17 protein-coding genes are annotated in these 21,754 nt (G+C 74.5%); 13 read left to right on the top strand and 4 right to left on the bottom strand.

The window, feature by feature from the left end:
* Positions 1-116: 116 nt before the first annotated feature.
* The 4 genes from ABD358_RS14970 (at position 117) to nudC (ending at position 8,815) form a co-directional block, all read left to right on the top strand.
* Complete coding sequence (locus ABD358_RS14970) at positions 117-488, top strand: MGMT family protein (RefSeq protein ID WP_344631485.1); 372 nt, start codon at positions 117-119, stop codon at positions 486-488.
* 167 nt (positions 489-655) lie between these two features.
* Positions 656-3,946 carry an ATP-dependent helicase gene (locus tag ABD358_RS14965; protein ID WP_344631484.1) on the top strand — a complete coding sequence of 1,097 codons (3,291 nt, stop codon included), beginning with the start codon at positions 656-658 and terminating at the stop codon, positions 3,944-3,946.
* Positions 3,947-4,172: 226 nt separating this feature from the next.
* Entirely contained in the window at positions 4,173-7,700 is a 3,528-nt protein-coding gene (locus ABD358_RS14960; RefSeq protein ID WP_344631483.1) for an ATP-dependent DNA helicase, read from the top strand.
* 182 nt (positions 7,701-7,882) lie between these two features.
* The gene (gene nudC, locus ABD358_RS14955; protein ID WP_344631482.1) at positions 7,883-8,815 is read left to right on the top strand and encodes an NAD(+) diphosphatase; all 933 of its coding nucleotides are present in this window, start codon (positions 7,883-7,885) and stop codon (positions 8,813-8,815) included.
* 57 nt (positions 8,816-8,872) lie between these two features.
* Here the strand turns inward: nudC and ABD358_RS14950 are convergent, their stop codons facing one another.
* On the bottom strand, positions 8,873-9,481 hold the full coding sequence (locus ABD358_RS14950) for a TetR/AcrR family transcriptional regulator (RefSeq protein ID WP_344631481.1): 609 nt from the start codon (positions 9,479-9,481) through the stop codon (positions 8,873-8,875).
* Positions 9,482-9,563: 82 nt separating this feature from the next.
* Between ABD358_RS14950 and ABD358_RS14945 the strand changes: the two genes are divergently transcribed.
* On the top strand, positions 9,564-10,163 hold the full coding sequence (locus tag ABD358_RS14945; protein WP_344631480.1) for a peroxiredoxin-like family protein: 600 nt from the start codon (positions 9,564-9,566) through the stop codon (positions 10,161-10,163).
* Between the two features lie 769 nt (positions 10,164-10,932).
* Here ABD358_RS14945 and ABD358_RS14940 read toward each other — a convergent pair.
* On the bottom strand, positions 10,933-11,175 hold the full coding sequence (locus tag ABD358_RS14940) for a mycoredoxin (RefSeq protein WP_344631479.1): 243 nt from the start codon (positions 11,173-11,175) through the stop codon (positions 10,933-10,935).
* Between the two features lie 283 nt (positions 11,176-11,458).
* On the opposite strand from ABD358_RS14940, the gene ABD358_RS14935 reads away from it, so the two are divergent.
* The 4 genes from ABD358_RS14935 (at position 11,459) to ABD358_RS14920 (ending at position 14,986) form a co-directional block, all read left to right on the top strand.
* Positions 11,459-13,711, top strand: coding sequence for an ATP-dependent DNA helicase UvrD2 (locus ABD358_RS14935; protein ID WP_344631478.1), 2,253 nt, complete (start codon positions 11,459-11,461; stop codon positions 13,709-13,711).
* Between the two features lie 150 nt (positions 13,712-13,861).
* Positions 13,862-14,173 (top strand): hypothetical protein, encoded by a 312-nt coding sequence (locus ABD358_RS14930; protein ID WP_344631477.1) that lies wholly within the window; start codon positions 13,862-13,864, stop codon positions 14,171-14,173.
* A gap of 130 nt (positions 14,174-14,303) precedes the next feature.
* Positions 14,304-14,666 (top strand): WhiB family transcriptional regulator, encoded by a 363-nt coding sequence (locus ABD358_RS14925; protein WP_344631476.1) that lies wholly within the window; start codon positions 14,304-14,306, stop codon positions 14,664-14,666.
* Positions 14,663-14,986, top strand: a complete 324-nt coding sequence (locus ABD358_RS14920; protein WP_344631475.1) for a hypothetical protein — start codon at positions 14,663-14,665, stop codon at positions 14,984-14,986. The genes ABD358_RS14925 and ABD358_RS14920 overlap by 4 nt, the downstream gene beginning before the upstream one ends.
* Before the next feature lie 188 nt (positions 14,987-15,174).
* Here ABD358_RS14920 and ABD358_RS14915 read toward each other — a convergent pair whose 3' ends face one another.
* Positions 15,175-16,578 (bottom strand): ABC1 kinase family protein, encoded by a 1,404-nt coding sequence (locus tag ABD358_RS14915; protein ID WP_344631474.1) that lies wholly within the window; start codon positions 16,576-16,578, stop codon positions 15,175-15,177.
* Positions 16,579-16,632: 54 nt separating this feature from the next.
* Positions 16,633-17,748, bottom strand: a complete 1,116-nt coding sequence (locus ABD358_RS14910; protein ID WP_344631473.1) for a ThiF family adenylyltransferase — start codon at positions 17,746-17,748, stop codon at positions 16,633-16,635.
* A 259-nt stretch (positions 17,749-18,007) separates the two neighbouring features.
* On the opposite strand from ABD358_RS14910, the gene ABD358_RS14905 reads away from it, so the two are divergent.
* From ABD358_RS14905 to ABD358_RS14890, 4 genes are all read left to right on the top strand, one after another.
* Positions 18,008-18,610: a M48 metallopeptidase family protein gene (locus ABD358_RS14905; protein ID WP_425576329.1), complete on the top strand. Its 603-nt coding sequence runs from the start codon at positions 18,008-18,010 to the stop codon at positions 18,608-18,610.
* A gap of 69 nt (positions 18,611-18,679) precedes the next feature.
* Positions 18,680-20,284 carry a TerD family protein gene (locus ABD358_RS14900; protein WP_344631472.1) on the top strand — a complete coding sequence of 535 codons (1,605 nt, stop codon included), beginning with the start codon at positions 18,680-18,682 and terminating at the stop codon, positions 20,282-20,284.
* 11 nt (positions 20,285-20,295) lie between these two features.
* Positions 20,296-20,979: an AIM24 family protein gene (locus ABD358_RS14895; protein ID WP_344631471.1), complete on the top strand. Its 684-nt coding sequence runs from the start codon at positions 20,296-20,298 to the stop codon at positions 20,977-20,979.
* A 15-nt stretch (positions 20,980-20,994) separates the two neighbouring features.
* Positions 20,995-21,750 (top strand): AIM24 family protein, encoded by a 756-nt coding sequence (locus tag ABD358_RS14890; RefSeq protein WP_344631470.1) that lies wholly within the window; start codon positions 20,995-20,997, stop codon positions 21,748-21,750.
* The last annotated feature ends 4 nt before the right edge of the window (positions 21,751-21,754 follow it).

Here is a 21,754-nt window from a genome sequence, read left to right as displayed (position 1 = left end):
AGGCGGATTTTGTGCGTGTCGCGGGGGCCCCCGCGCACCGCCCTCCGTGGCGGTACCCCCGCCGCGGGACGGTGAACCGGCGCGGGCCGCCGGCGGCGTGGGGCACCATGACGGCCATGGACGGGCCCGCCGGCGAGCTGCCGGAGTACGCGGAGAGGGTGCTGGCCGTGGCGGAGGGCATCCCGCCCGGCCGGGTGATGACGTACGGCGACATCGCCGAGTGGCTGGGGGAGGGAGGGCCGCGGCAGGTGGGCCGGGTGATGGCGCTCTACGGCGGCGCGGTGCCCTGGTGGCGCGTGGTGCGGGCCGACGGGGTGCTGCTGCCCGGCCACGAGCGGCGGGCCCTGGAGCACTACCGCCGGGAGGGCACCCCGCTGCGCGGGGACGCCGGGGGGCCGGGCGGCGCCCCCGGGGACGTGCGCGTCGACATGCGCCGGGCCCGCTGGGACGGCGGTGCGGACGGAGGTGCGGACGGCGCCGCCCTCTGACGGTCCCCGCACGGGTCTCCTCGCGCTCCTCACGCGCACCGGCTTCCGTCGCGGCGCCGCCCGTCCGGGCGGGGTGCGGGGGATGCGGACGGGACGGGCTGCGCCCCGGCTGCCGACTGGCGTACCGTCTGCACCATCCAGCACAGCGACCAGGACCGGCGATCCACGTGAGTTCCTCCCATAAGTCCGATACGTACCGTCTGGTGCGTACCCCGCCCGGTCCGGCGAGCCTCCCTGCCTTGGACGCACGGCAGCGCGCGGTGGTTGCCCACCGGGACGGGCCGCTGCTCGTCCTGGCCGGGCCCGGCACCGGCAAGACCACCACCCTGGTGGAGTCCGTCGCCGAGCGGATCCGGCGCGGAGGCGACCCGGAGCGCATCCTCGTGCTGACCTTCAGCCGCAAGGCGGCGGTCGAGCTGAGGGACCGGATGGCGGCCCGGATCCGGGGGACGGCCCCCCAGGCGACGACGTTCCACTCGTACTGCTACGCGCTGGTCCGGGCCCACCAGGACGCCGACCTGTTCGCCGAACCCCTGCGGCTGCTGTCCGGCCCCGAGCAGGACCTGCGCATCCGCGAGCTGCTGGCCGGACAGGCCTCCCTGGAGGACGCCGGGCGGGTCCGGGCCGGGTGGCCCGACGAGCTGCGCGCCTGCCTGACCACGCGCGGCTTCGCCGACGAGCTGCGGGCGGTCCTGGCCCGCAGCCGGGAGCTGGGCCTGGGCCCGGACGCCCTGGACGCCTTCGCCCGCCGCGCCGGCCGCCCCGACTGGCGGGCCGCGGCCGCCTTCATGGCCGAGTACCTCGACGTGCTGGACCTGCAGGGCGTGCTCGACTACGCCGAACTGGTGCACCGCGCGGTGCTGCTCGCCGAGCGGGACGACGTCGGGGCGCGGCTGGCCGCCCGGTACGACGCGGTCTACGTCGACGAGTACCAGGACACCGACCCGGCGCAGGTCAGGCTGCTGCGCGCGCTGGCCGGCGGCGGCCGCACCCTGATCGCCCTCGGCGATCCCGACCAGTCGATCTACGCCTTCCGCGGCTCCGACGTGAACGGCATCCTCGACTTCCCGACGACCTTCCGGCGGCGCGACGGCGCCCCGGCGCCGGTCGAGGTGCTGCGGGTCAACCGCCGCTCCGGCTCGGTGCTGCTGGAGGCCACGCGGCGGATCGCCCGCCGCATGCCGCTCACCCGGCTGCCCGCCGAGGCCGTCCGCACCCACCGCGAGCAGACCGCCGCCCGGGAGGGCGGCCGGGTGGAGGTCCACACCTACCCCACCCCCGGCTCCGAGCTGGACAACATCGCCGACCTGCTGCGCCGCGCCCACCTGGAGGAGGGCGTCCCGTGGCGGGAGATGGCCGTGCTGGTCCGCGCGGGCCACCGCACGCTCCCCTCCGTGCGGCGGGCGCTGACCTCGGCCGGGGTGCCGGTGGAGATGGACGGCGACGACGTCCCGCTGCGCCAGGAGCCGGCCGTCGTCCCGCTGCTGACCGCGCTGCGCGTGGTGGCCCGCGCCGCCGCGGCCGACACCGCGGGCTCCGCCGTCCCGGAGCCCTGGATCGACGTGGAGACCGCGCTCACCCTGCTGACCTCCCCGCTGGGCGGCATGGACGGCGCCGACCTGCGCCGCCTGGGCCGCGCGCTGCGCGAGGAGGAACGGGCCGCGGGCCGCGCCGTCCCCCGCCCCTCGGACGAACTGCTGGCCGAGGCGCTGTCCGAACCCGAGCGGCTGGTCGCGCACGACCCCTCCTACGCGCGCGGCGCCGAGCGGCTCGGGCTGCTCCTGCGCAAGACGCGCGAGGCGCTGGCCGGGGGCGCCACGGCCGAGGAGGCGCTGTGGCTGCTGTGGAACGACGGCCTCGACGACGACCGGGAGGGCAGGTGGCCCGCCCGGCTGAGGCGTGCCGCCGAGCGCGGCGGCGCCGCGGGCCGCAACGCCGACCGCGACCTGGACGCCGTCTGCGCGCTGTTCGCCGCCGCAGCCCGGGCCGAGGAGCGCGTCGGCGGACGCGGCGCGCTCAACTTCCTGGAGGAGGTGGACGCCCAGGACATCGCCGGCGACACCATCGCCCCCCGGGCGCTGCGCCCCGACGCGGTACGGCTGATGACCGCGCACCGCTCCAAGGGACTGCAGTGGCGGCTGGTGGTCGTCGCCGGGGTGCAGGAGGGACTCTGGCCCGACCTGCGGCGCCGCGGCTCCCTGCTGGAGGCCGACCGCATAGGCCGCGACGGGCTGGCCGAGCCCCTCACGCCCGGCGCGATGCTGGCGGAGGAGCGCCGGCTGTTCTACGTGGCGGCCACCCGCGCCGCCGACCGCCTGGTCGTCACCGCCGTCAAGGCCGCGGCGGAGGACGGCGACCAGCCCTCCCGCTTCCTGGCCGAACTCGGCGTCGAGCCCAGGGACGTCACCGGCCGCCCGAAGCGCCCGCTGTCGGTGCCCGCCCTGGTGGCCGAGCTGCGCGCCACCACCGTGGACCCCGAGGCCTCCCCCGCGCTGCGCGAGGCGGCCGCGAGGCGGCTGGCGAAGCTGGCCGCGCTGCGCGACGACGACGGCAACGCCCTGGTGCCCGCCGCGCATCCGCACCGCTGGTGGGGCCTGTACGAGCCGACCCGCTCGCGGGTGCCGCTGCGCGACCGGGACAAGCCGGTCGTCCTCTCGGGCAGTGCCCTGCACCAACTGGCCGAGGCCTGCTCCCTCCAGTGGTTCCTGGGCCGCGAGGTGAAGGCCGAGCCGCCCGCCACCGCCGCCCAGGGGTTCGGCAACGTGCTGCACGTCCTGGCCGACGAGGTCGCCTCGGGCGGCACCCCCGCCGACCTGTCCGTGCTGCTGGAGCGGCTGGACTCGGTGTGGGACTCGCTCGCCTTCGAGGCCCCCTGGAAGTCCCGCCAGGAGAAGGAGAACGCCCGCGCCGCGCTGGAGCGCTTCCTGCGCTGGCACGTCATGGAGCGGGACCTCGGACGCGAGACGGTCGCCACCGAGCACCGCTTCGACGTGACGCTGGAGGCGGGCGGCCACGAGGTCCGCATCCGCGGCACCATGGACCGCGTCGAGCGCGGCCCGGACGGCCGGGCGTACGTCGTCGACTTCAAGACGGGGAAGAACAAGCCGACCGCCGCCGAGGTCGAACGCCACCCCCAGCTGGCCGTCTACCAGGTGGCGGTGCGCGAGGGCGCCCTGGGCGACGCCGGCGGGCCGCCGGAGCCGGGCGGCGCGGAACTGGTCCACCTGCGGATCGGCGCGCCCAGGAAGGAGGGCGGCGACGAACTCCCGGCCGTGCAGCGGCAGCAGGCCCTGCCGTCCTACGGCGGGGACGGGGACTGGGTCGGCGGCCTGCTGGCCGACGCCGCGGGCCGTGTCCTGGACGAGCGGTTCACCCCCTCCCCCGGGCGGCACTGCGACACCTGCTCCTTCAAGGCGGCGTGCAGCGCCCGGCCGGAGGGACGCCACGTCGTGGACTGACGGCCTCCGCCGACCGGGTGTGACGGACTTCACCGGCCGCGGCGAACCGGGCGGGGAAGCCGGACCCGGACCGGACGAGTCCCCCGCTGCGGGTCAACTCTCCCCATAGCGGCCGGAGTTGACCCCGAGGCTGGCCGCCGGGCGCCCCGCGTCCGGCGGCGCCCGCCCGCCCCCGCAGGCGGACGCGCCGCCGCGGCTGTCGGCGGGTGGCGCTAGCGTCTTGCGGGTGCCCGCACAGCTCACCGACCCCGACGATCTCAGGCGGCTCCTCGGCATCCCCTTCACCGCCGAGCAGTTGGAGTGCATCACCGCTCCGCCCGCCCCGCAGGTCATCGTGGCCGGAGCCGGCTCGGGCAAGACGACGGTGATGGCCGCCCGGGTGGTCTGGCTGGTGGGCACCGGTCAGGTCGCGCCCGAGCGGGTCCTCGGCCTGACCTTCACCAACAAGGCGGCCGGCGAGCTGACCGACCGCGTGCGCAAGGCCCTGGCGAAGGCCGGGGTGCTGGATCCCGACCCCGCCGACCCCGACCGGACGCCCGGCGAGCCGCGGATCTCCACGTACCACTCCTTCGCGGGGCAGCTGCTGACCGAGCACGGCCTGCGGCTGGGGATCGAGCCCTCGGCCCGGCTGCTGGCCGACGCCACGCGCTACCAGCTCGCCGCCTCGGTGCTGCGCACCGCGCCCGGCCCCTTCACGGCGCTGACCAAGTCCGTCGGGGAACTCGTCCGCGACCTGCTCGCGCTCGACGCCGAACTCTCCGAGCACCTGGTGGAGCCCGGCAGGCTGCGGGAGCACGACACGGCGCTGCTGGACCTGCTGACCGGCGGCGGGGTGAAGCTCACCAACGCCGCCCTGCGCAAAGTGCCCGAGACCGTGCGGGGACGCCTGGAGCTGCTGGGGCTCGTCGAGGAGTACCGCAGGCGCAAACGCGAACGCGAACTGCTCGACTTCGGCGACCAGATGGCCCTGTCGGCGAAGCTGGCCCGCGACGTCCCCGAGGTCGGGCGGATCCTCCGCGACGAGTACGCCGTGGTGCTGCTGGACGAGTACCAGGACACCTCCGTCGCCCAGCGCGTCCTGCTCTCCGGCCTGTTCGGGGCGGGGGCGGCCCCGTCGGGGACGGCGGAGGGCGCCGGCCACCCGGTCACCGCCGTCGGCGACCCCTGCCAGGCGATCTACGGCTGGCGCGGCGCCTCCGTGGCCAACCTCGACGACTTCCCCGAGCACTTCCCCCACGCCGACGGCACCCCCGCCCGGCGGTACGCCCTGAGCGAGAACCGCCGCAGCGGCGGGCGGCTGCTCCGCCTGGCCAACACCCTGGCCGCGCCGCTGCGCGCCCGCCACGCCGGGGTGGAGGCGCTGCGCCCCGCCCCCGGCGCCGAGCACGACGGCCTGGTGCGCTGCGCGCTGCTGCGCACCCACGCCGAGGAGATCGCGTGGCTGGCCGACTCCATCGCCCATCTGGTGAACACCGGCACCCCGCCGGGGGAGATCGCCGTGCTGTGCCGTACCGCCGGGGACTTCGCCGAGATCCAGGGCGCGCTGGTGGCCCGCGACGTCCCCGTCGAGGTGGTGGGCCTGTCCGGGCTGCTGCACCTGCCGGAGATCGCCGACCTGGTCGCCACGTGCGAGGTCCTCCAGGACCCGACGGCCAACGCCTCCCTGGTACGGCTGCTCACCGGCCCGCGCTGGCGCATCGGCCCGCGCGACCTGGCCCTGCTGGGGCGCCGCGCCCGGCTGCTGGTGCCCGGCGGGCCCCGCACACCGGACGGGGAGGTGGACGTCGAGAAGCGGCTGGCCGCCGCCGTGGAGGGCACCGACCCGGCCGAGGTGATCTCCCTGGCCGACGCGCTCGACACCTTCCTGGACCCCGCCGGCCACGAGGACTCGCTGCCCTTCTCCCCCGAGGCGCGGGTGCGCTTCGCGCGGCTGGCCGCCGAGATAAGGGAGTTGCGGCGCTCGCTCGCCGACCCGCTGATGGACGTCCTCCACCGGGTGCTGTCCGTCACCGGCCTGGAGGTCGAACTCTCCGCCTCCCCGCACGCGGTGGCAGCCCGCCGGCGCGAGACGCTGGGGACCTTCCTGGACATCGCGGCCGGGTTCGCGTCCCTGGACGGGCAGTCCACCCTGCTGGCCTTCCTCGGCTTCCTGCGCGCCGCCGCCGAGTACGAGAAGGGACTGGACGGCTCCCTGCCCGGCGGCGAGAACACCGTGAAGGTGCTCACCGCCCACAAGTCCAAGGGGCTGGAGTGGAACGTGGTGGCCGTCCCCGGACTGGTGAGGAAGAACTTCCCCAGCGAACAGGCCCGCGAGTCGTGGCTCAGCCGGCCCAGGGTGCTGCCGCCCGCCCTGCGCGGCGACGCGGCCACCCTGCCGGAGCTGGGCGGCTGGACGTCCAGGGACCTGAAGGACTACGACGAGGCGGTCAGGGAGCACCAGTACACCGAGGAACTGCGCCTGGGCTACGTCACCTTCACCCGGCCCCGCTCCCTGCTGCTCGGCTCGGGCCACTGGTGGGGTCCGAGCCAGAAGACGCCGCGCGGACCCTCGTCGTTCCTGACGGCCCTGCGCGAGCACTGCGAGGCCGATCCGCGGCACGGCGAGGTCGAGCACTGGGCCGAGGAGCCCGCGGAGGACGAGGAGAACCCGGCCCTGGCGCAGGCGGCCGAGGAGCGCGCCTGGCCCCTGCCGCTGGACGAGGACGCCCTGGAGCGCCGCCGCGCCGCCGCCGAGCTGGTCACGGCCCACCTGGACGGACGGGACCGCCCGGACGCGGAGGCCGGGGCGGACGCGGAGGCCGGGGCGGGCGCGGAGGCCGGGGCGGACGTCCCGCCGGACGGACGCCCGGCGGACCGGACGCTGCCCCGCCCCCGGGCGGCGTCGGACGACGGGACGGGCGGCACGGAGGGACTGGACCCGGAGGAGGCGCGGCGCGTCGCCTCCTGGGACCGCGATCTGGACGCGCTCACCGCGGAGCTGCGCCGGGCGCGGTCGGGCGTGCGCGAGGTGCCGCTGCCGGCGTCGCTGTCCGCGACCCAGCTCGTGCGTCTCGCCGCCGACCCCGAGGGCTTCGCCAGGGACCTGGTCCGGCCCATGCCGCGCCCGCCGCGGCCCGCCGCGGCCCGCCGCGGCACCCGCTTCCACGCCTGGGTGCAGTCCCGCTTCGAGGAGCTGGAACTGCCCCTGCTCGGCCCCGACGAACTGCCGGGCGGCGAGGAGGACGAGGGCGGGTACGGGCTCGGGGACCCCGCCGGAATCGCCGACGAGCAGGACCTGGCCGCGCTCAAGGAGGCGTTCGCCCGCACGCCCTACGCCCACCGCACCCCCTACCGGGTCGAGGCGCCCTTCCGGATCGTGCTCGCCGGCCGGGTGGTCCGCGGCCGGATCGACGCGGTCTACCGGGACGAGGACGGCCGGGGCTTCGAGATCGTCGACTGGAAGACCGGGCGCACCAGGACCGCCGACCCCCTCCAGCTCGCCGTCTACCGCCTCGCCTGGGCCGAGCGGCACGGGCTGCCGCTCCAGGCCGTGCGCGCCGCCTTCCTGTACGTGCGCAGCGGCGAGCTGGTCCGCCCCCCGCACCTGCCCGGCCGGGCCGAGCTGGAGCGCCTGCTGCTCCACGGAGAGGACGGAAGCGCCCCTTCCGGTCAGGGGGGCGCGAGGCACGCCGCGGGCGCGGAGGGCGGGACGGGGGAGCCGGGCGCCCGGGAGGGCGCGGCGGCCGATTCCGGGACGGGCGGGACGGCCGGATAGGCTCGGGGCATGAGCGCCGCCCCGGCCGCTCGCGGACACCGCGGTCCGCGGGCGCACCACAGGCCGGTACCCCGTCCGCGGGGCCCGCGGGCACCCGGCCTTCCCCGCAGCCGGGCGCCGGACCGCCGCCACAGCCCGCACCCGAACCACCGCTCACGCCGCAGGGGAAGTTGGAAGCAGCCGTGATCACCTGGCCCGACCGCACCGAAGCCCACCGTCCGATCACGCTCACCGCCACCGGCGGCATCGACCGCGCCGCCCACCACCGGGTGGACGAGGCGTGGCTCGCGGCGGCCTGGAGCCACCCCACCACCCGCTGCTTCGTGGTCTCCGGCGGCCAGGTGCTGATCGAGGACACCGGCGACGGCCGTGCCGAGCTGGTGACCATGCCGTCCTTCGACGCCCCGCTGACCGAGGCGCACCGCTACTTCCTCGGCGTCGACGAGGACGGCGTGCGCTACTTCGCGCTGCAGAAGGACTCGCTGCCGGGCCGGATGGACGACGCGGCCCGCCCGGCGGGGCTGCGGGAGGCGGGCGCGCTGCTCTCCGAGCGCGACGCGCAGCTCGTGGTGCACGCGGTGGCCCTGGAGAACTGGCAGCGGATGCACCGCTTCTGCTCGCGCTGCGGGGAGCGCACGGTCATCGCCGCGGCCGGCCACATCCGCCGCTGCCCGGCCTGCGGGGCCGAGCACTACCCGCGCACCGACCCGGCCGTGATCATGCTGGTGACGGACGCCGACGACCGCGCTCTGCTGGGCCGCCAGATGCACTGGCCCAGGGGGCGCTTCTCCACGCTCGCGGGCTTCGTGGAGCCGGGGGAGTCCATCGAGCAGGCGGTCGTGCGGGAGGCCGGCGAGGAGGTCGGCCTGACGATCGGCGAGGTGGAGTACGTCGCCAGCCAGCCGTGGCCCTTCCCGTCCAGCCTGATGCTGGGGTTCGTGGCGCGCGCCACCTCCACCGAGATCCGGGTGGACGGGGAGGAGATCGAGGAGGCCCGCTGGTTCTCGCGCGAGGAGCTGCGGGCCGCGTTCGCCGCCGGCGAGGTCCTGCCGCCGTCCGGGATCTCCATCGCGGCCCGGCTGATCGAGCTGTGGTACGGAGAGCCGCTGCCGTGAGGGCCGTGCCGCGGCGGGTGCCGGAGCCGTCCTCCGGGCGGCCCCGCGGCCGCGGGCTCAGGCCTCCAGGCCCCGCAGCAGGACGGCGAGCCCCTCGCGGAACTCCTGCCCGGCGCTGACGTTCCGGGTGTGGCGTGCGGCCCGCGACAGGTGGGGGAAGTCGGCCGCGGGCGGTCCGGTGCCGGCGTCCCGGCCGGGCAGAGGGGCCAGGTGGTCGAGTTGGATCGCCCCGATGACGTGGGCGAGCAGACAGCGCAGCGCGACGGTCCGCCGCCCGTCCTCGAAGCCCGCCTCGGCCAGGACGGCCAGCACCGTCTCCGACCAGCGCAGCAGGCCGGGAGAGGTGTGCCGGTGGGTGAGCGTCAGCGGAACGGCGGACGGGTGGGCGGCCACGGCGTCGCGCAGCCGCACGGCCAGGATCCCGAGCCGCTCCCGCCACGGCAGCTCTGCGGGGGGCGGCTCGGCGGCGGCGGCGCAGATCACCAGCTCCACGACGAGTTCTTCGAGCTGCTCGCGGTCCTCCACGTACCGGTAGAGGGCCATCGTGCTGACGCCGAGCTCCTTGGCGACCGCGCGCATGGACAGCCCGGCGAGCCCGTCGCGGTCGATGACGGCGAGGGCGGCCGTGGCGAGCTGGGTGGGGGTGAGGGAGCGGGGACGAGGCATGACGGTTGACAGCGTACGGGATACGCCTACGCTGTTTCGTGTACGCCGTACACCTACGGCCTCACGCCCTGGAGGGTGCCCGATGCGCACGTCCCGGAAGCCGCTGGAACCCGGATCGCCCGTTCCCGCCCGTGAACTCACCTCCGTCTTCGGCCCGCCGGTGGCCGTGCCGGACCGCGAACGGCTGGTCCACCTGCAGTTCCGGCGGTTCGCCGGCTGCCCGATCTGCAGCCTCCACCTGCGGTCGGTGGTGCGGCGGCACGCGGAGATCGAGGCCGCGGGCGTCCGCGAGGTCGTGGTCTTCCACTCGCATCCCGAGGAACTGGCGAAGCACGCGGCGGACCTGCCGTTCGCCGTCGTCGCCGACCCTGACAGGCGGCTGTACGCCGAGTTCGGCGTGGAGTCGGCGCCCCGTTCCCTGCTCTCCCCGCGCGCCTGGCCGCCGATCCTCAGGGCGGTCGCGCGCAGCGCGCGGGAGATCGCCCGGGGACGGGAGCGCAGGCCGTCGGCCAGACCGCACGGCGGCCGGTTCGGCCTCCCCGCCGACTTCCTGATCGACGCCGGGGGCCGCGTCGTCGCCCGCAAGTACGGCGAGCACGTCTACGACCAGTGGCCGGTCGACGAACTGCTGGCCCTGGCGGCCCGCGCGCGGCGGACGGACCTCGCGGAGCGGGGGCTGTGACGGACCCCGGCGGAGCCGGACGGACTGCGGTTCCTCGCCGCCGCACGGCCGGGCGCCCGGGAACGCCGGGCCGCATCCCCGGTGCGACGGGCGTCACGGCGTCAGGGGGCGACCGGGACGCGGAGACCACGCACCCGTGGACGGCCGTACGCTCTCCGGCCCCGTCGCTGACCGGCTCGCCGGGCCTTCCGGCGCCCTGACCGTGGCGCCCGGAGGCTCCCGGGCCCGGGGGCGCGGCGGCCCGGCGGCGACCGGAGCCCGGAGGTCCGCTGCCGGGGCGGGTTCGCCCCGGGGACCCACGGGCGGCCGGCCGGAAGAGGTCCCGGGGACCGGCGGCCGGGACGGAGAGGCGTCTGACGGAGTGCCGGCCGCCGGCCGACGCGCACCACCGGCGCCGTGGAGCACCGGACCGCCGCGGCGGAGCAGGCCGCTTCCGCCGCGATCCCCTGACGCCCCGATCCCCTGACGCCGCGATCCCCTGACGCCCCGTTCGCCCGGCCTCCCGAGCCGCCCGGCGGCCGCCGAACCGGCCGCCGACCGGGTGCCGCGCGACGAGCCGGTCCGCCCCGTCCTCTCCGCCGGCGCTGTGCCGGACGGCCGCCGGGCACCGGCGGAACACCGCACGCCTCACCGCGTCCCGCGTCAGGACCGGACACGCGCCGCGCGGCCGGCTCGCCGGCCTCCGCCCGGTGCGGACGCACAGCGGGGCGGCCCCCACGGCTCCGCCGGCCGTGGGGGCCGCCCCGGAAACGGGCGCGCGCGGGCCCGCTCAGGCGCCGATCTTCTGCCTGACCTGTGCGATCGACGGGTTGGGAAGGGCCGAACCGTCGGGGAAGAGCACGGTCGGAACGAGCTGGTTGCCGTTGTTGACCTTCTCGACGAAGGCCGCGGCCTCCGGGTCCTGCTCGATGTTGACCTCGGTGTACGCGATCCCCTCGCGGTCCATCTGGCTCTTGAGCCGGCGGCAGTAGCCGCACCAGGTGGTGCTGTACATCGTCACCGTTCCCGCCATGGGTCCTCGCGCTCCTTCGTCTCGGCGTGTTGGCACCGGTGGAACGTCCGGCCGCCCGGGACCATTCCCGGGAACGGGCCCCGCCGCGGTGAGCCGCGTCTCCCCGGCGCCGTCCGGGCATCCCCGAAGCGCGCCGGGCGTTCCGCGGACTCCGCACGGGACGCCCCGCACGAGGAGCCAGGGGGCACGGGGAGGCGGAGAAGTACGCGGAGAAGTACGACGAACTCCCGCCGCCTGTGGACGGCGGTCACGGGCTTCTCCGGCGACCTGGCAGCATGGCGGGGTGACAGCAGCAACGCCCTCCCCTCTGTTCCCAGCCGTCCCCGACTCGCCGGACGCGGTACTCGAAGGGCTCGACCCCGAGCAGCGCGAGGTGGCCACGGCACTGCACGGCCCGGTGTGCGTCCTGGCAGGGGCCGGTACGGGCAAGACCCGGGCCATCACGCACCGGATCGCGTACGGGGTGCGGGCCGGGGTGTACCAGCCCGCGAGTGTGCTCGCCGTCACCTTCACCAACCGGGCGGCGGGGGAGATGCGCGGGCGGCTGCGCCAACTCGGCGCCGGCGGTGTGCAGGCCCGCACCTTCCACTCCGCCGCGCTGCGGCAGTTGCAGTTCTTCTGGCCCAAGGCGGTCGGCGGCGAGCTTCCACGCCTGCTGGAGCGCAAGGTCCAGCTCGTCGCGGAGGCCGCGGCCCGCTGCCGCGTCCGCCTCGACCGCAACGAACTGCGCGATGTGACGGCCGAGATCGAATGGGCCAAGGTCACGCAGACGGTACCGGAGGACTATCCGGCCGCGGTGGCCAAATCCGTACGCGAGGCACCGAGGGATCCGGCCGAGATCAGCCGGATCTACGGGCTCTACGAGCAGCTCAAGCGCGAGCGCGCGGCGATCGACTTCGAGGACGTGCTGCTGCTCACCGTCGGCATCCTGGAGGAGCGCCCGGACATCGCCGACACCGTGCGGCGGCAGTACCAGCACTTCGTCGTGGACGAGTACCAGGACGTCAGCCCGCTCCAGCAGAGGCTGCTGGAGTTGTGGCTGGGGGAGCGGAACTCGATCTGCGTGGTCGGCGACGCCAGCCAGACGATCTACTCCTTCACCGGCGCCACCCCCGACCACCTGCTGAACTTCCGCGCCCGCCACCCCGATGCCACGGTGGTGAAACTGGTGCGCGACTACCGCTCCACGCCGCAGGTGGTCCACCTGGCCAACGGACTGCTGGCCCAGGCGCGGGGCCGGGCCGCCGAGCACCGGCTCGAACTGGTCTCCCAGCGCGAAGCCGGGCCGGAACCGGTCTACACCGAGTACGCCGACGAGCCCGCCGAGGCCGAGGGTGTCGCCCACCGCATCCGGGAGCTGATGGACGCCGGGGTTCCCGCGAGCGAGATCGCGGTGCTCTACCGCGTCAACGCCCAGTCCGAGGTCTACGAGCAGGCCCTCGCCGACGCGGCGGTGCCCTACCAACTGCGCGGCGCGGAGCGGTTCTTCGAGCGCCCCGAGGTGCGCGAGGCGGGGCTCGCCCTGCGCGGCGCCGCACGCGCCGGCGGCAACGACACGCTGCTGGCCGACGCCGTCGGCCTGCCCTCCCAGGTGCGGGCGGTGCTGGGCGGCACCGGCTGGAGCTCCGAACCGCCCGCCGGATCCGGTGCCGTGCGCGAGCGCTGGGAGTCGCTGGCCGCCCTGGTGCGGCTCGCCGAGGAGTTCGCCGCGGCCCGGCCGCAGGCGACCCTGGCCGACTTCGTGGCCGAACTGGACGAGCGGGCGAACGCCCAGCACGCCCCCACGGTCGAGGGCGTCACCCTGGCGTCGCTGCACGCCGCCAAGGGCCTGGAGTGGGACGCGGTCTTCCTGGTCGGACTGACCGACGGGACGGTGCCGATCACCCACGCCAGGACGGACGAGCAGATCGAGGAGGAGCGCCGGCTGCTCTACGTCGGGGTCACCCGCGCCCGGCGCCACCTGTCCCTGTCCTGGGCGCTGTCCCGCTCGCCGGGCGGCCGGGGCGGGCGCCGCCCGAGCCGGTTCCTGGAAGGGCTGCGTCCCGGTTCCCCGGCGGGCGGCGGCCGCGCGGGCGGCGGGAGCGTCGAGCGCGGTGGTGCGGGCCGGTCGCGCAGGAGGCGCGGTCCGGCACGGTGCCGGGTCTGCGGGCGAACCCTCACCGACCCGGGCGAGATGAAGCTGATGCGCTGCGAGGACTGCCCCTCCGATCTCGACGAGGAGCTGTACGAGCGGCTGCGGGAGTGGCGCTCGGTCCGGGCCCGGGAACTGGGGCAGCCCGCGTACTGCGTCTTCACCGACAAGACCCTCATGGCGATCGCCGAGAACGTGCCCGACAACGAGGCCGAGCTGGCCCGGATCCCGGGCGTGGGCGGTCGCAAGCTCCAGCGGTTCGGCGCCGATGTGCTGGCCCTGTGCGCCGGTGAGGAAGTCGATGCGAACGTCCGTGCGGAAACCGGAGAGGGGTCACTCGTACAAGTGGACGAAGAAGTTCCGGAAAGTGTCACGGAGGCTGTTACGAATCTGCCGGAAAAATAGTTTGCGCGCGCCGTGCAAACCCTCATAGCCTTCCGGACATGGATGGAGGCGGGGTGACCCGTCTCACCCCGTCCATGCTGTACTAGCCCTTGAACATCCGGATCGGCCCACCGGGCCGGTCCCCCAGGACGCCGAGAGGAGGCGAGTTCCATGACCACCCTGATCACCAAAGAGCTGATCGGTCTTGAGACCGCCGCCTCCTGCCTGCTCGGCTCCAGCAGCCTGTCCGGCACCGGTGTCCTCGGTGTCACGGTCGCGCGTCCGGCGTCCCGTGTGGTCCTGCCGACCCGTGAGCGGGCCGAGGAGCGACCGACCCAGGCACCCGCGGCAGCAGCGGTGGCACAGGTGGATGCCCATGCCTTTACCGACGCGGTCAACGGTGCCGAAAACGGACAGAAGCAGTCGCAGTACCACACGATGTGGGCCTTCCGTGGGCTCGAACCCTGGAGAGATCCAGCCTGATCGGCGCGATCAGGTCGGCACCTTCCAGGGCCGCGGAACCCACACCGGGATCCGCGGCCCTTCTGTTTTCCCAACATGGCCCGGCCACCAGCCGGGGCGAAGAGACGACACAGACGAGGAACTCACCGCCGTGCACATCCAGACGCACGCCCCGTCAGTACAGCCCGACCCGATCCGACCGTCCGACACCACGGAGGACTCCTTGACAGCCCTCACCACGCTGACCGAGCTCGACGACGCCATCGAGCGTCTCGGTGTGGCCGTGCCCTGCCGCAGCTACGACCCGGAGGTCTTCTTCGCCGAGTCGCCGGCCGACGTGGAGTACGCCAAGTCCCTGTGCCAGACCTGCCCGCTGCGCGAGGCATGCCTTGCCGGCGCCAAGGACCGCCGCGAGCCCTGGGGCGTCTGGGGCGGCGAGCTGTTCGTCCAGGGCGTCGTCGTGCCCCGCAAGCGGCCGCGTGGCCGTCCCCGCAAGAACCCGGTCACGGCATGAGAACCGCCGGCACGATCGACCGACCCGCGACGCACGGTCCCGCGCTGCGTCCCTTCCCTGCACGGGAGCCCCTGATGACTTTCAACAGCGACAACCACGCAAGCAACCACTCCGACATGGCCGCCTCGCGCCAGAACAGGACCCGCGACATGCAACTCATCCCAGAAGCCATGGCCCGTGCCCATATGGAGCAACGCATGAGGGAGGCCGAGGCCGAACAACGGGTCCACCGGCTGCGCGTTGCCCGCCGTATGCAGCGCCGCGCCGAGCGGGCCTCCATGCGGGCCCGCCGGGCGCTGGCCCTGGCCGTGATGCAGTGACCGACGACGGTCGCCGCTGACGGCGCCGGTGACCGGCGCCGTCAGCCGACCACGGGGGGATGGGGAACCGGGGCGACGCCGCCCCGGTTCCTTCGCTTCCGGGCGCCCTCCGGGCAGCCCGTTCCTCCGGCCGGAGGGGGAACCGCCCCCAGGCCCGGGCAGTCCGGCGCGGCGGACGGCCCGGGCGCTCAGGCAGAGGTCTCCGTCACCTCGTCCTCGTCATCCGCCCCGGGGAGATCCGCCTCGGCGTCCTCCTCCGGCAGGAAACCCGGCACCCAGTCCTCCATCTCCTCGCGCATCCTGATCCGCGCGCCGAGCTGGCACAGCACTCCGATCGTGCTGAGCGTCACCCGGTGGATCAGCAGGTAAGAGGGCGGCAGGTTGAGCTGCTTGCCCAACTGGTAGGCGGGAGAACGCGGATCCGCCAGACGCGCGGCCTGCTCCCGCATCCAGCTCCGGGAGAAGGTGAACTCGTCCGTCTGCGCGGGTTCGATGATGGGGAGGAGGTAGTCCAGCACCGCCTCCGGATCCAGTTCGACGGTCGGCTTGACGAAGCCCTCGCCGCACAGCAGCTCGTACACCGCCTCGGCGTCGCCGTCGAGCGCCATCCGCAGCGCGACCCCGATCGTCGGCGGCAGGCCCTCCGGCAGCCGGTCCACCGTGCCGAAGTCCATCACCCCCAGCCGCCACTTCTCCGGAGGGCCGTCGGGGGCGTCTTTGGTCAGCAGCCGGAAGTTCCCGGGGTGGGGATCGGCATGGAGCAGCCCCGTGCGGGCCGTGCCCGAGAAGAGGAAGCGAGCCAGCAACTGTCCGGCCCGGTCCCGTTCCTCCTGGCTCCCGTCCTTGATCACCTCGGACAGGGGCACGCCCTCCATCCACTCGGTGACCAGCACCTGCTCGCACTGGTACACCACGTCCGGCACGTGCACGTCGGGATCGCCGGCGAACTCCGCCGCGTACTCCCGCTGCGCCTGCGCCTCCAGTCCGTAGTCCAGTTCCTCGCTGACCCGGTCGCGCAGCTCCGACACCAGGGGCTTGATGTCCACCCCGGGAATGAGCGGTCCCAGCAGCCGGACGAAGCGGCCGAGCTGGTTCAAGTCCGACAGCAGTGCCTCGCCCGCGCCCGGGTACTGCACCTTCACCGCGACCGGACGCCCGTCGTGCCAGACACCGCGGTGCACCTGGCCTATCGAGGCCGCGGCGGAGGGCTTGTCCTCGAACTCCTCGAACAGGTCCCGCCAGTCCTCGCCCATCCGCTCGGCCAGCGCGGCATGCACGGTGGACACGGGCATCGGCGGGGCCGCCTCCTGGAGTCTGGTCAGCGCCGCGCGGTACGGCTTGGCCACTTCCTCGGGGAGCGCCGACTCGAAGACCGACAGCGCCTGGCCGAACTTCATGGCACCCCCCTTCAGCTCCCCGAGGACCTTGAAGAGCTGCTCGGCGGTGCGCTGCTGCAGTTCGCTTCCGACCAGATCCGCGGAGTAGCCGCCGATCCGCTTGCCCAGCCCCCAGGTCGCGCGCCCCGCTATCCCCAGCGGCAGCGCGGCCAGCTTGGCGGTACGGGTGACGGCCTTACGCGGAAGATCCGACATGTGCCCCTCCAACTTCCCGACAGCACGACCGAGTGGCAGCGCCGAGGACAGCGGTCATGTGGCCATTGTGGACCTCCGGGCCCCGTCCGCCGAGAGCGGGCGGGGCCCGGGCACGGAAGCCGCACCGCACGGACACTCCGCGTGGGCGGGCACCGGCTCCGACTCGGAACGCAGCCCCGGCAGGACCCACTGTCGCCGGGTGTTCGCCGCCCAGCTCCCGTCCCCGTCCAGGAAGTCCAGCGCACAGGAGGCGGCGGCCCCCGCGACCACCGTCGCCAGTGCCACATCGCAGGCGGGCACCCCCGAGCGCCGGGCGGACCGCCACTGCGCCACCAGCAGCGGCCACGTCGGCTCCCGGTCCGAGCGCTCCCGCAGCAGGCACTCCGCGCACGCCGTGGCGCCCGGCAGCACCAGCGGACCCACGAAACCGGTGCCCTCGACCACGCCCGCGTACAGATGGGGCAGCCCGCCGGCGACCAGTTCCCCTGCCGCGGCGGGGTCCGGGGCGTAGGAGGCCAGCCCGTCGCGCGGTGCGAGGACCACCAGGCCCAGACCCGGTTCGCCCTCCCCGGGACCGGGGCGGGGCGGACGGGCCCCCGGAGCCGCCCGCCGTACGGCCCGGCCCGCAGCCGAGACCCGCCGCTCCCCGGTCCGCTCGGCCTCGATACCCCCCGGGGCGGTGTCCCACGGCGCCACGCACCCCCCGTCCACCACGTCCACCTGTCCCACTCCGGCCGACGACAGCAGCGCCGCCACCGTCGCCCCGACGCGCCCGGCGCCGCGTACCTGCACCCGGCCGGCCGCCCGGGCGGCCAGCCGGCGCACCCCGCCGCCCGGTTCCGGCCGGAGCACCGAGAGCGAGCCCAGGTCCGGGCGGAGCCGGTCGTCCACACGGGCCGCGGCCCGGCGGTGGGCGGTGGCGTCGTCCAGCAGACCGGCGGCCGCCAGCCGTGCCACCAGCCGGTCGGCGGCGTCCGCCCCGAGCCCCATCGCCTCCGCCGCCTCCCTGAGCTGCGGCAGGCTGCGGGTGCCGTCGACCAGGTCCAGGAAACTGCCGGTCGCGGTGTCCACCGGGCCCAGCAGCACCGCGTGCGCGGGCGTCACCCCGTACTGCACGGTGTGCCGGTCCCGCCACGCGCGCCGCAGCGCGGGCTTGATCATCGGATGCATGCCGGACCCCCTGGAATCTCTGTGACCACGGGCGGACCCTCACCCGGCCGCCCACCGAACACCGGACGGGCTCAGCATGGACCCTCCGCCGCGACCGCTTCGGGGAGTTGTCCACAGGCAGTGGCGTTCGTCATACCGCCGTGGTCTCCGGCCCCGGTCCGATGAGTTCCGGGGAGGGGACCGGCCCGCGCGGCGGGTGTTCCCCCGGAAGTGCTCCGGAGCCGGGACTTCCGCCGGCGCCGGCGGGTAACGTCGTGGCGTGCCCGCCGACCCGCTGAACAGCACCGAACCGCCGCACCACGGACCCGGGCCGCACGGTGCGGCGGCGGACGGTGCGGGCCCGGGCGCGGTGGAGGTCCGCCGCAGCTCACGCCGCAGGCGCACGGTCTCCGCCTACCGCGAGGGCGGCCGCACCGTCGTCCTCATCCCGGCCCGGATGTCGGGTGACGAGGAGCGGCGCTGGGTGAGGATCATGCTCGACAAACTGGCCGCCCAGGAGCGCAGGCGAAGGCCCGACGACGGCGAACTGGCCGAGCGCGCGGCACGGCTCTCCGAGCAGTACCTCCAGGGGCGCGCCCGCCCGGCCTCGGTGCGCTGGGTCACGAACCAGAACACCCGCTGGGGTTCGTGCACCCCCGCGGAGGGCAGCATCCGCCTCTCCCACCGGCTGCAGGGCATGCCGGACTACGTTCTGGACTACGTCCTCCTGCACGAACTGGCGCATCTGCTGGTTCCCGGCCACGGCCCGCGATTCTGGCGGTTGTTGGACGCCTATCCGCGTACCGAAAGGGCCCGCGGATTCCTGGAGGGAGTGGTGGCGGCCGCCCGGTTGCCGAATGTTCCCCCTGCCCGGGGCGAGTGAGGCGGGGGAGGGAACCGTTAGCCTGGCGCAACGCACATCATCGCATCGGATGGGGGACGGTCGTTACGCATGGCCAGGGAATTCCAACGCGGCCACAAGGCCAAGATCAGCGATCTCACCGCGGGAACGGATCTGTACGTGGGTGTGCGGATCTCGGCGCCGGGACTGACCTTCGACATCAGTTGTTTCGGTCTCGACGCCGACGAGCGGCTCTCCGACGACCGTTACTTCGTCTTCTTCAACCAGCCCAAAACACCGGAGGAGTCGATTCAGCTCCTGGGGGCGCAGGCGGGCGACACCGAATCCTTCAGAGTGACGCTGGACCGCATTCCCGCGCACATCAAGAAGCTGTCCTTCACGGCGACGATCGACGGCGCCGGGCAGATGTCCCAGATCGATCCGGGTTATCTGCGGATCGTCGCGGGCGGCGAGGAAGTCGCGCGATACGCGTTCGACGGTTCGGAGTTCACCTCCGAGCGGGCCGTGATGCTCGGCGACATCTACCTGAAGGACGTCTGGCGTTTCGCGGCGGTCGGGCAGGGCTTCGACGGCGGGCTGGAGGCGCTGCTGAGGAACTTCGGCGGTGAGGTCCTCGAAGAGGAGCCCACCACCCCGGCCGCCGCTCCCGCCGAAGCACCGGGGTTCGCCCCGCCCGCGGGGCCGGTGCCCGGGTTCGCCCCGCCTGCGGGGCCGGCGCCCGGATTCGCGCCCCCCGCGCCTGCTCCGGTGTCCCAGCCCGCCGCTCCCGCTCCGGTGTCCCAGCCCGCCGCGCCCGCCGCCCCGGCCTTCGGCCCGCCGACGCAGCCCGGTCAGCCCGTCCCGCCCCCCTACGGGAACCAGCCGACCATGCCCGCCCAGCCGGGCTTCCCCGGGCAGGCGGCCCCGCCCGCTCCAGTGCCCCCGCCTGCCCAGCCCGCTCCGGTGCCCAACCCCTTCGGGCAGCCACAGGCCCCGCAGCAGCCCTTCGGACAATTCCCCGGGCAGTCCGGCGCCCAGCCGGTGCCGCAGGGCCCCGCGGCCGGGATCGGCGCCGTACTGGAGAAGTACCGCGAGGCGCCGACCGGCCGGCGCTGGACCTCGCAGAACCCGTCGCTGATCCGCGCCGACCTCGGCGACGGCCAGCCCGTCCTCGCCCGCCAGGGCAGCATGGTGCTGTACCAGGGCAAGGTCGACTTCTCCTACAAGGGCGCCGGGCTCGCCGGGCGGATCGTCGGCAACGCCACCGGCCAGGAGATGCAGCTGATGCGCTGCAGCGGCCGGGGCCAGGTGTTCTTCGCGGAGAACGCCGCCCACGTCCACCCCATCGAGCTCCAGGGCGACGCCATCTGCGTCTCCGCCGACAACGTCCTCGCCTTCGACGAGAGCCTCCAGTACGAGGTCCGCCGGATCGAGGGCCACGGCATCCCCGGCGGCGCGCTGTTCGCCATGCAGTTCCAGGGCACCGGAACCGTCGTGGTCACCACGAGGGGCACCCCGGTCGTCCTGCCCGTCACACCGACCACCTTCGCCGACTGCCAGGCCGTCGTCGCCTGGTCCGCCGGCGCACAGGTGATCATCTCCAGCCAGGTGCGGCTGCGCCGCAACGCCTACCCCGGCCACAGCGGGGAGACCGTGAACCTCCAGTTCCGCGGTGCGCCCGGCAACTTCATCGTCGTCCAGCCCTACGAGGTCTGAGGGAGCCCGCAATGAACCAGTCAGTGATCTCGGGCCACGCCCCGACCCCGCCCGCCGCCCGCATGGAGAACCACGGCGCGCACATGGTGAAGATCGCCATGGCCGGCGGCCAGGACGTCTTCGCCCGCACGGGATCGATGATCGCCTACGAGGGTTTCGTCCAGTACGAACCCAACCCGCCGGCCGTCCGTCAGATGGCCTCCCAGTGGCTCACGGGCGAGAGCGCCCCGCTGATGAAGTGCAGCGGCGACGGGCTGCTCTACCTGGCCGACTACGGGGCCGAGGTCGTCTGCCTCAACCTGAACAACGAGGCCCTCTCCGTCAACGGGACCAACCTCCTCGCCTTCGACGCGCACCTCCAGTGGGGCGTCGAGCGCGTCAAGGGACTGGCGAAGTTCGCCGGGCAGGGCCTGTTCAACGTCGGGATCTCCGGCACCGGCTGGGTCGCCCTCACCTCCCGAGGCACTCCCATCGTCGTGGACTGCGGACGCGGCGAGGACGAGACCTACGTCGACCCCGACGCCCTCGTCGCCTGGTCGTCCGGTCTGAAGATGAAGGGCAAGCGCACCATGAAGGCGGGCGCGCTGATCGGCCGCGGCAGCGGGGAGGCGTACCAGATCGCCTTCTCCGGTCAGGGGTTCGTCGTCGTACAGCCCAGCGAGGACAGCACCGACCGCCTGCGGGTCCGGGGCTGAGGGGGAGGAAGAACCATGCAGAGTCCGCTCTTCGGCCACACCGAGGTCCAGACCCAGGACCGGTACGCCCTGCAGAACCCGCAACTGCTGCGGGTCCTGCTCGGCGGCCACGACGACGTCCTCGCCCGCAAGGGCGCGATGGTCGCCTACCAGGGGCTGCTGGAGTTCGACGGCGAGTACCAGTCGCGCGGGCAGCGCCGCAGGCAGGCGCAGTCCGGCGAGAACCTGGAACTGATGCGCTGCTCCGGGCAGGGCACGGTCTACCTGGCCAACCTCGCCCAGTACATCCACGTCATGGACGTGGAACCGGAGGGGCTGACGGTCGACAGCGCCTACGTCCTGGCCCTCGACTCCTCCCTCCACTGGGAGGTGATCGCGGTGGACAGCCAGTTCGGCATCTCCGGCTCCGGCGCGTACAACCTCAACATCACCGGGCAGGGCAAGGTCGCCCTGATGACCTCCGGACAGCCACTGGCGCTCCAGGTCACCCCGGACAGGTACGTCAACGCCGACTCCGACGCGGTGGTCGCCTGGTCCAGCTCGCTGCGGGTGCAGATGCAGGCCCAGACCAGCTCCCAGAGCGTGTTCCGGCGGCGCGGCAACACCGGGGAGGGCTGGGAGCTGAGCTTCATGGGCCAGGGGTACGCCCTCGTCCAGCCCAGTGAACTCCTCCCCCCGCAGAACGCGGCCATCGGTCAGGGCCTGCGCGCGCAGTACGGCGTGGGGCAGCACGGCTCGCACGGCCAGAACCAGGGCAACCGCTGGGGCTGAGGCA

Source organism: Streptomyces glaucosporus, from assembly GCF_039533345.1.
Classification (GTDB): Bacteria; Actinomycetota; Actinomycetes; order Streptomycetales; family Streptomycetaceae; genus Streptomyces; species Streptomyces glaucosporus.
Note: the sequence above shows the minus strand (reverse complement) of the source record. Positions and strands in the feature narration are given on the sequence as shown.

Excerpts from the sequence above, each read along its gene's own strand:
- ABD358_RS14970 (WP_344631485.1), top strand. The coding sequence starts at position 117 with ATGGACGGGCCCGCCGGCGAGCTGCCGGAGTACGCGGAGAGGGTGCTG.
- ABD358_RS14950 (WP_344631481.1), bottom strand. The coding sequence starts at position 9,481 with ATGCCTCGTCCCCGCTCCCTCACCCCCACCCAGCTCGCCACGGCCGCC.
- ABD358_RS14945 (WP_344631480.1), top strand. The coding sequence starts at position 9,564 with ATGCGCACGTCCCGGAAGCCGCTGGAACCCGGATCGCCCGTTCCCGCC.
- ABD358_RS14940 (WP_344631479.1), bottom strand. The coding sequence starts at position 11,175 with ATGGCGGGAACGGTGACGATGTACAGCACCACCTGGTGCGGCTACTGC.
- ABD358_RS14900 (WP_344631472.1), top strand. The coding sequence starts at position 18,680 with ATGGCCAGGGAATTCCAACGCGGCCACAAGGCCAAGATCAGCGATCTC.
- ABD358_RS14895 (WP_344631471.1), top strand. The coding sequence starts at position 20,296 with ATGAACCAGTCAGTGATCTCGGGCCACGCCCCGACCCCGCCCGCCGCC.
- ABD358_RS14915 (WP_344631474.1), bottom strand. The coding sequence starts at position 16,578 with ATGTCGGATCTTCCGCGTAAGGCCGTCACCCGTACCGCCAAGCTGGCC.
- ABD358_RS14890 (WP_344631470.1), top strand. The coding sequence starts at position 20,995 with ATGCAGAGTCCGCTCTTCGGCCACACCGAGGTCCAGACCCAGGACCGG.
- ABD358_RS14920 (WP_344631475.1), top strand. The coding sequence starts at position 14,663 with ATGAGAACCGCCGGCACGATCGACCGACCCGCGACGCACGGTCCCGCG.
- ABD358_RS14930 (WP_344631477.1), top strand. The coding sequence starts at position 13,862 with ATGACCACCCTGATCACCAAAGAGCTGATCGGTCTTGAGACCGCCGCC.
- ABD358_RS14910 (WP_344631473.1), bottom strand. The coding sequence starts at position 17,748 with ATGCATCCGATGATCAAGCCCGCGCTGCGGCGCGCGTGGCGGGACCGG.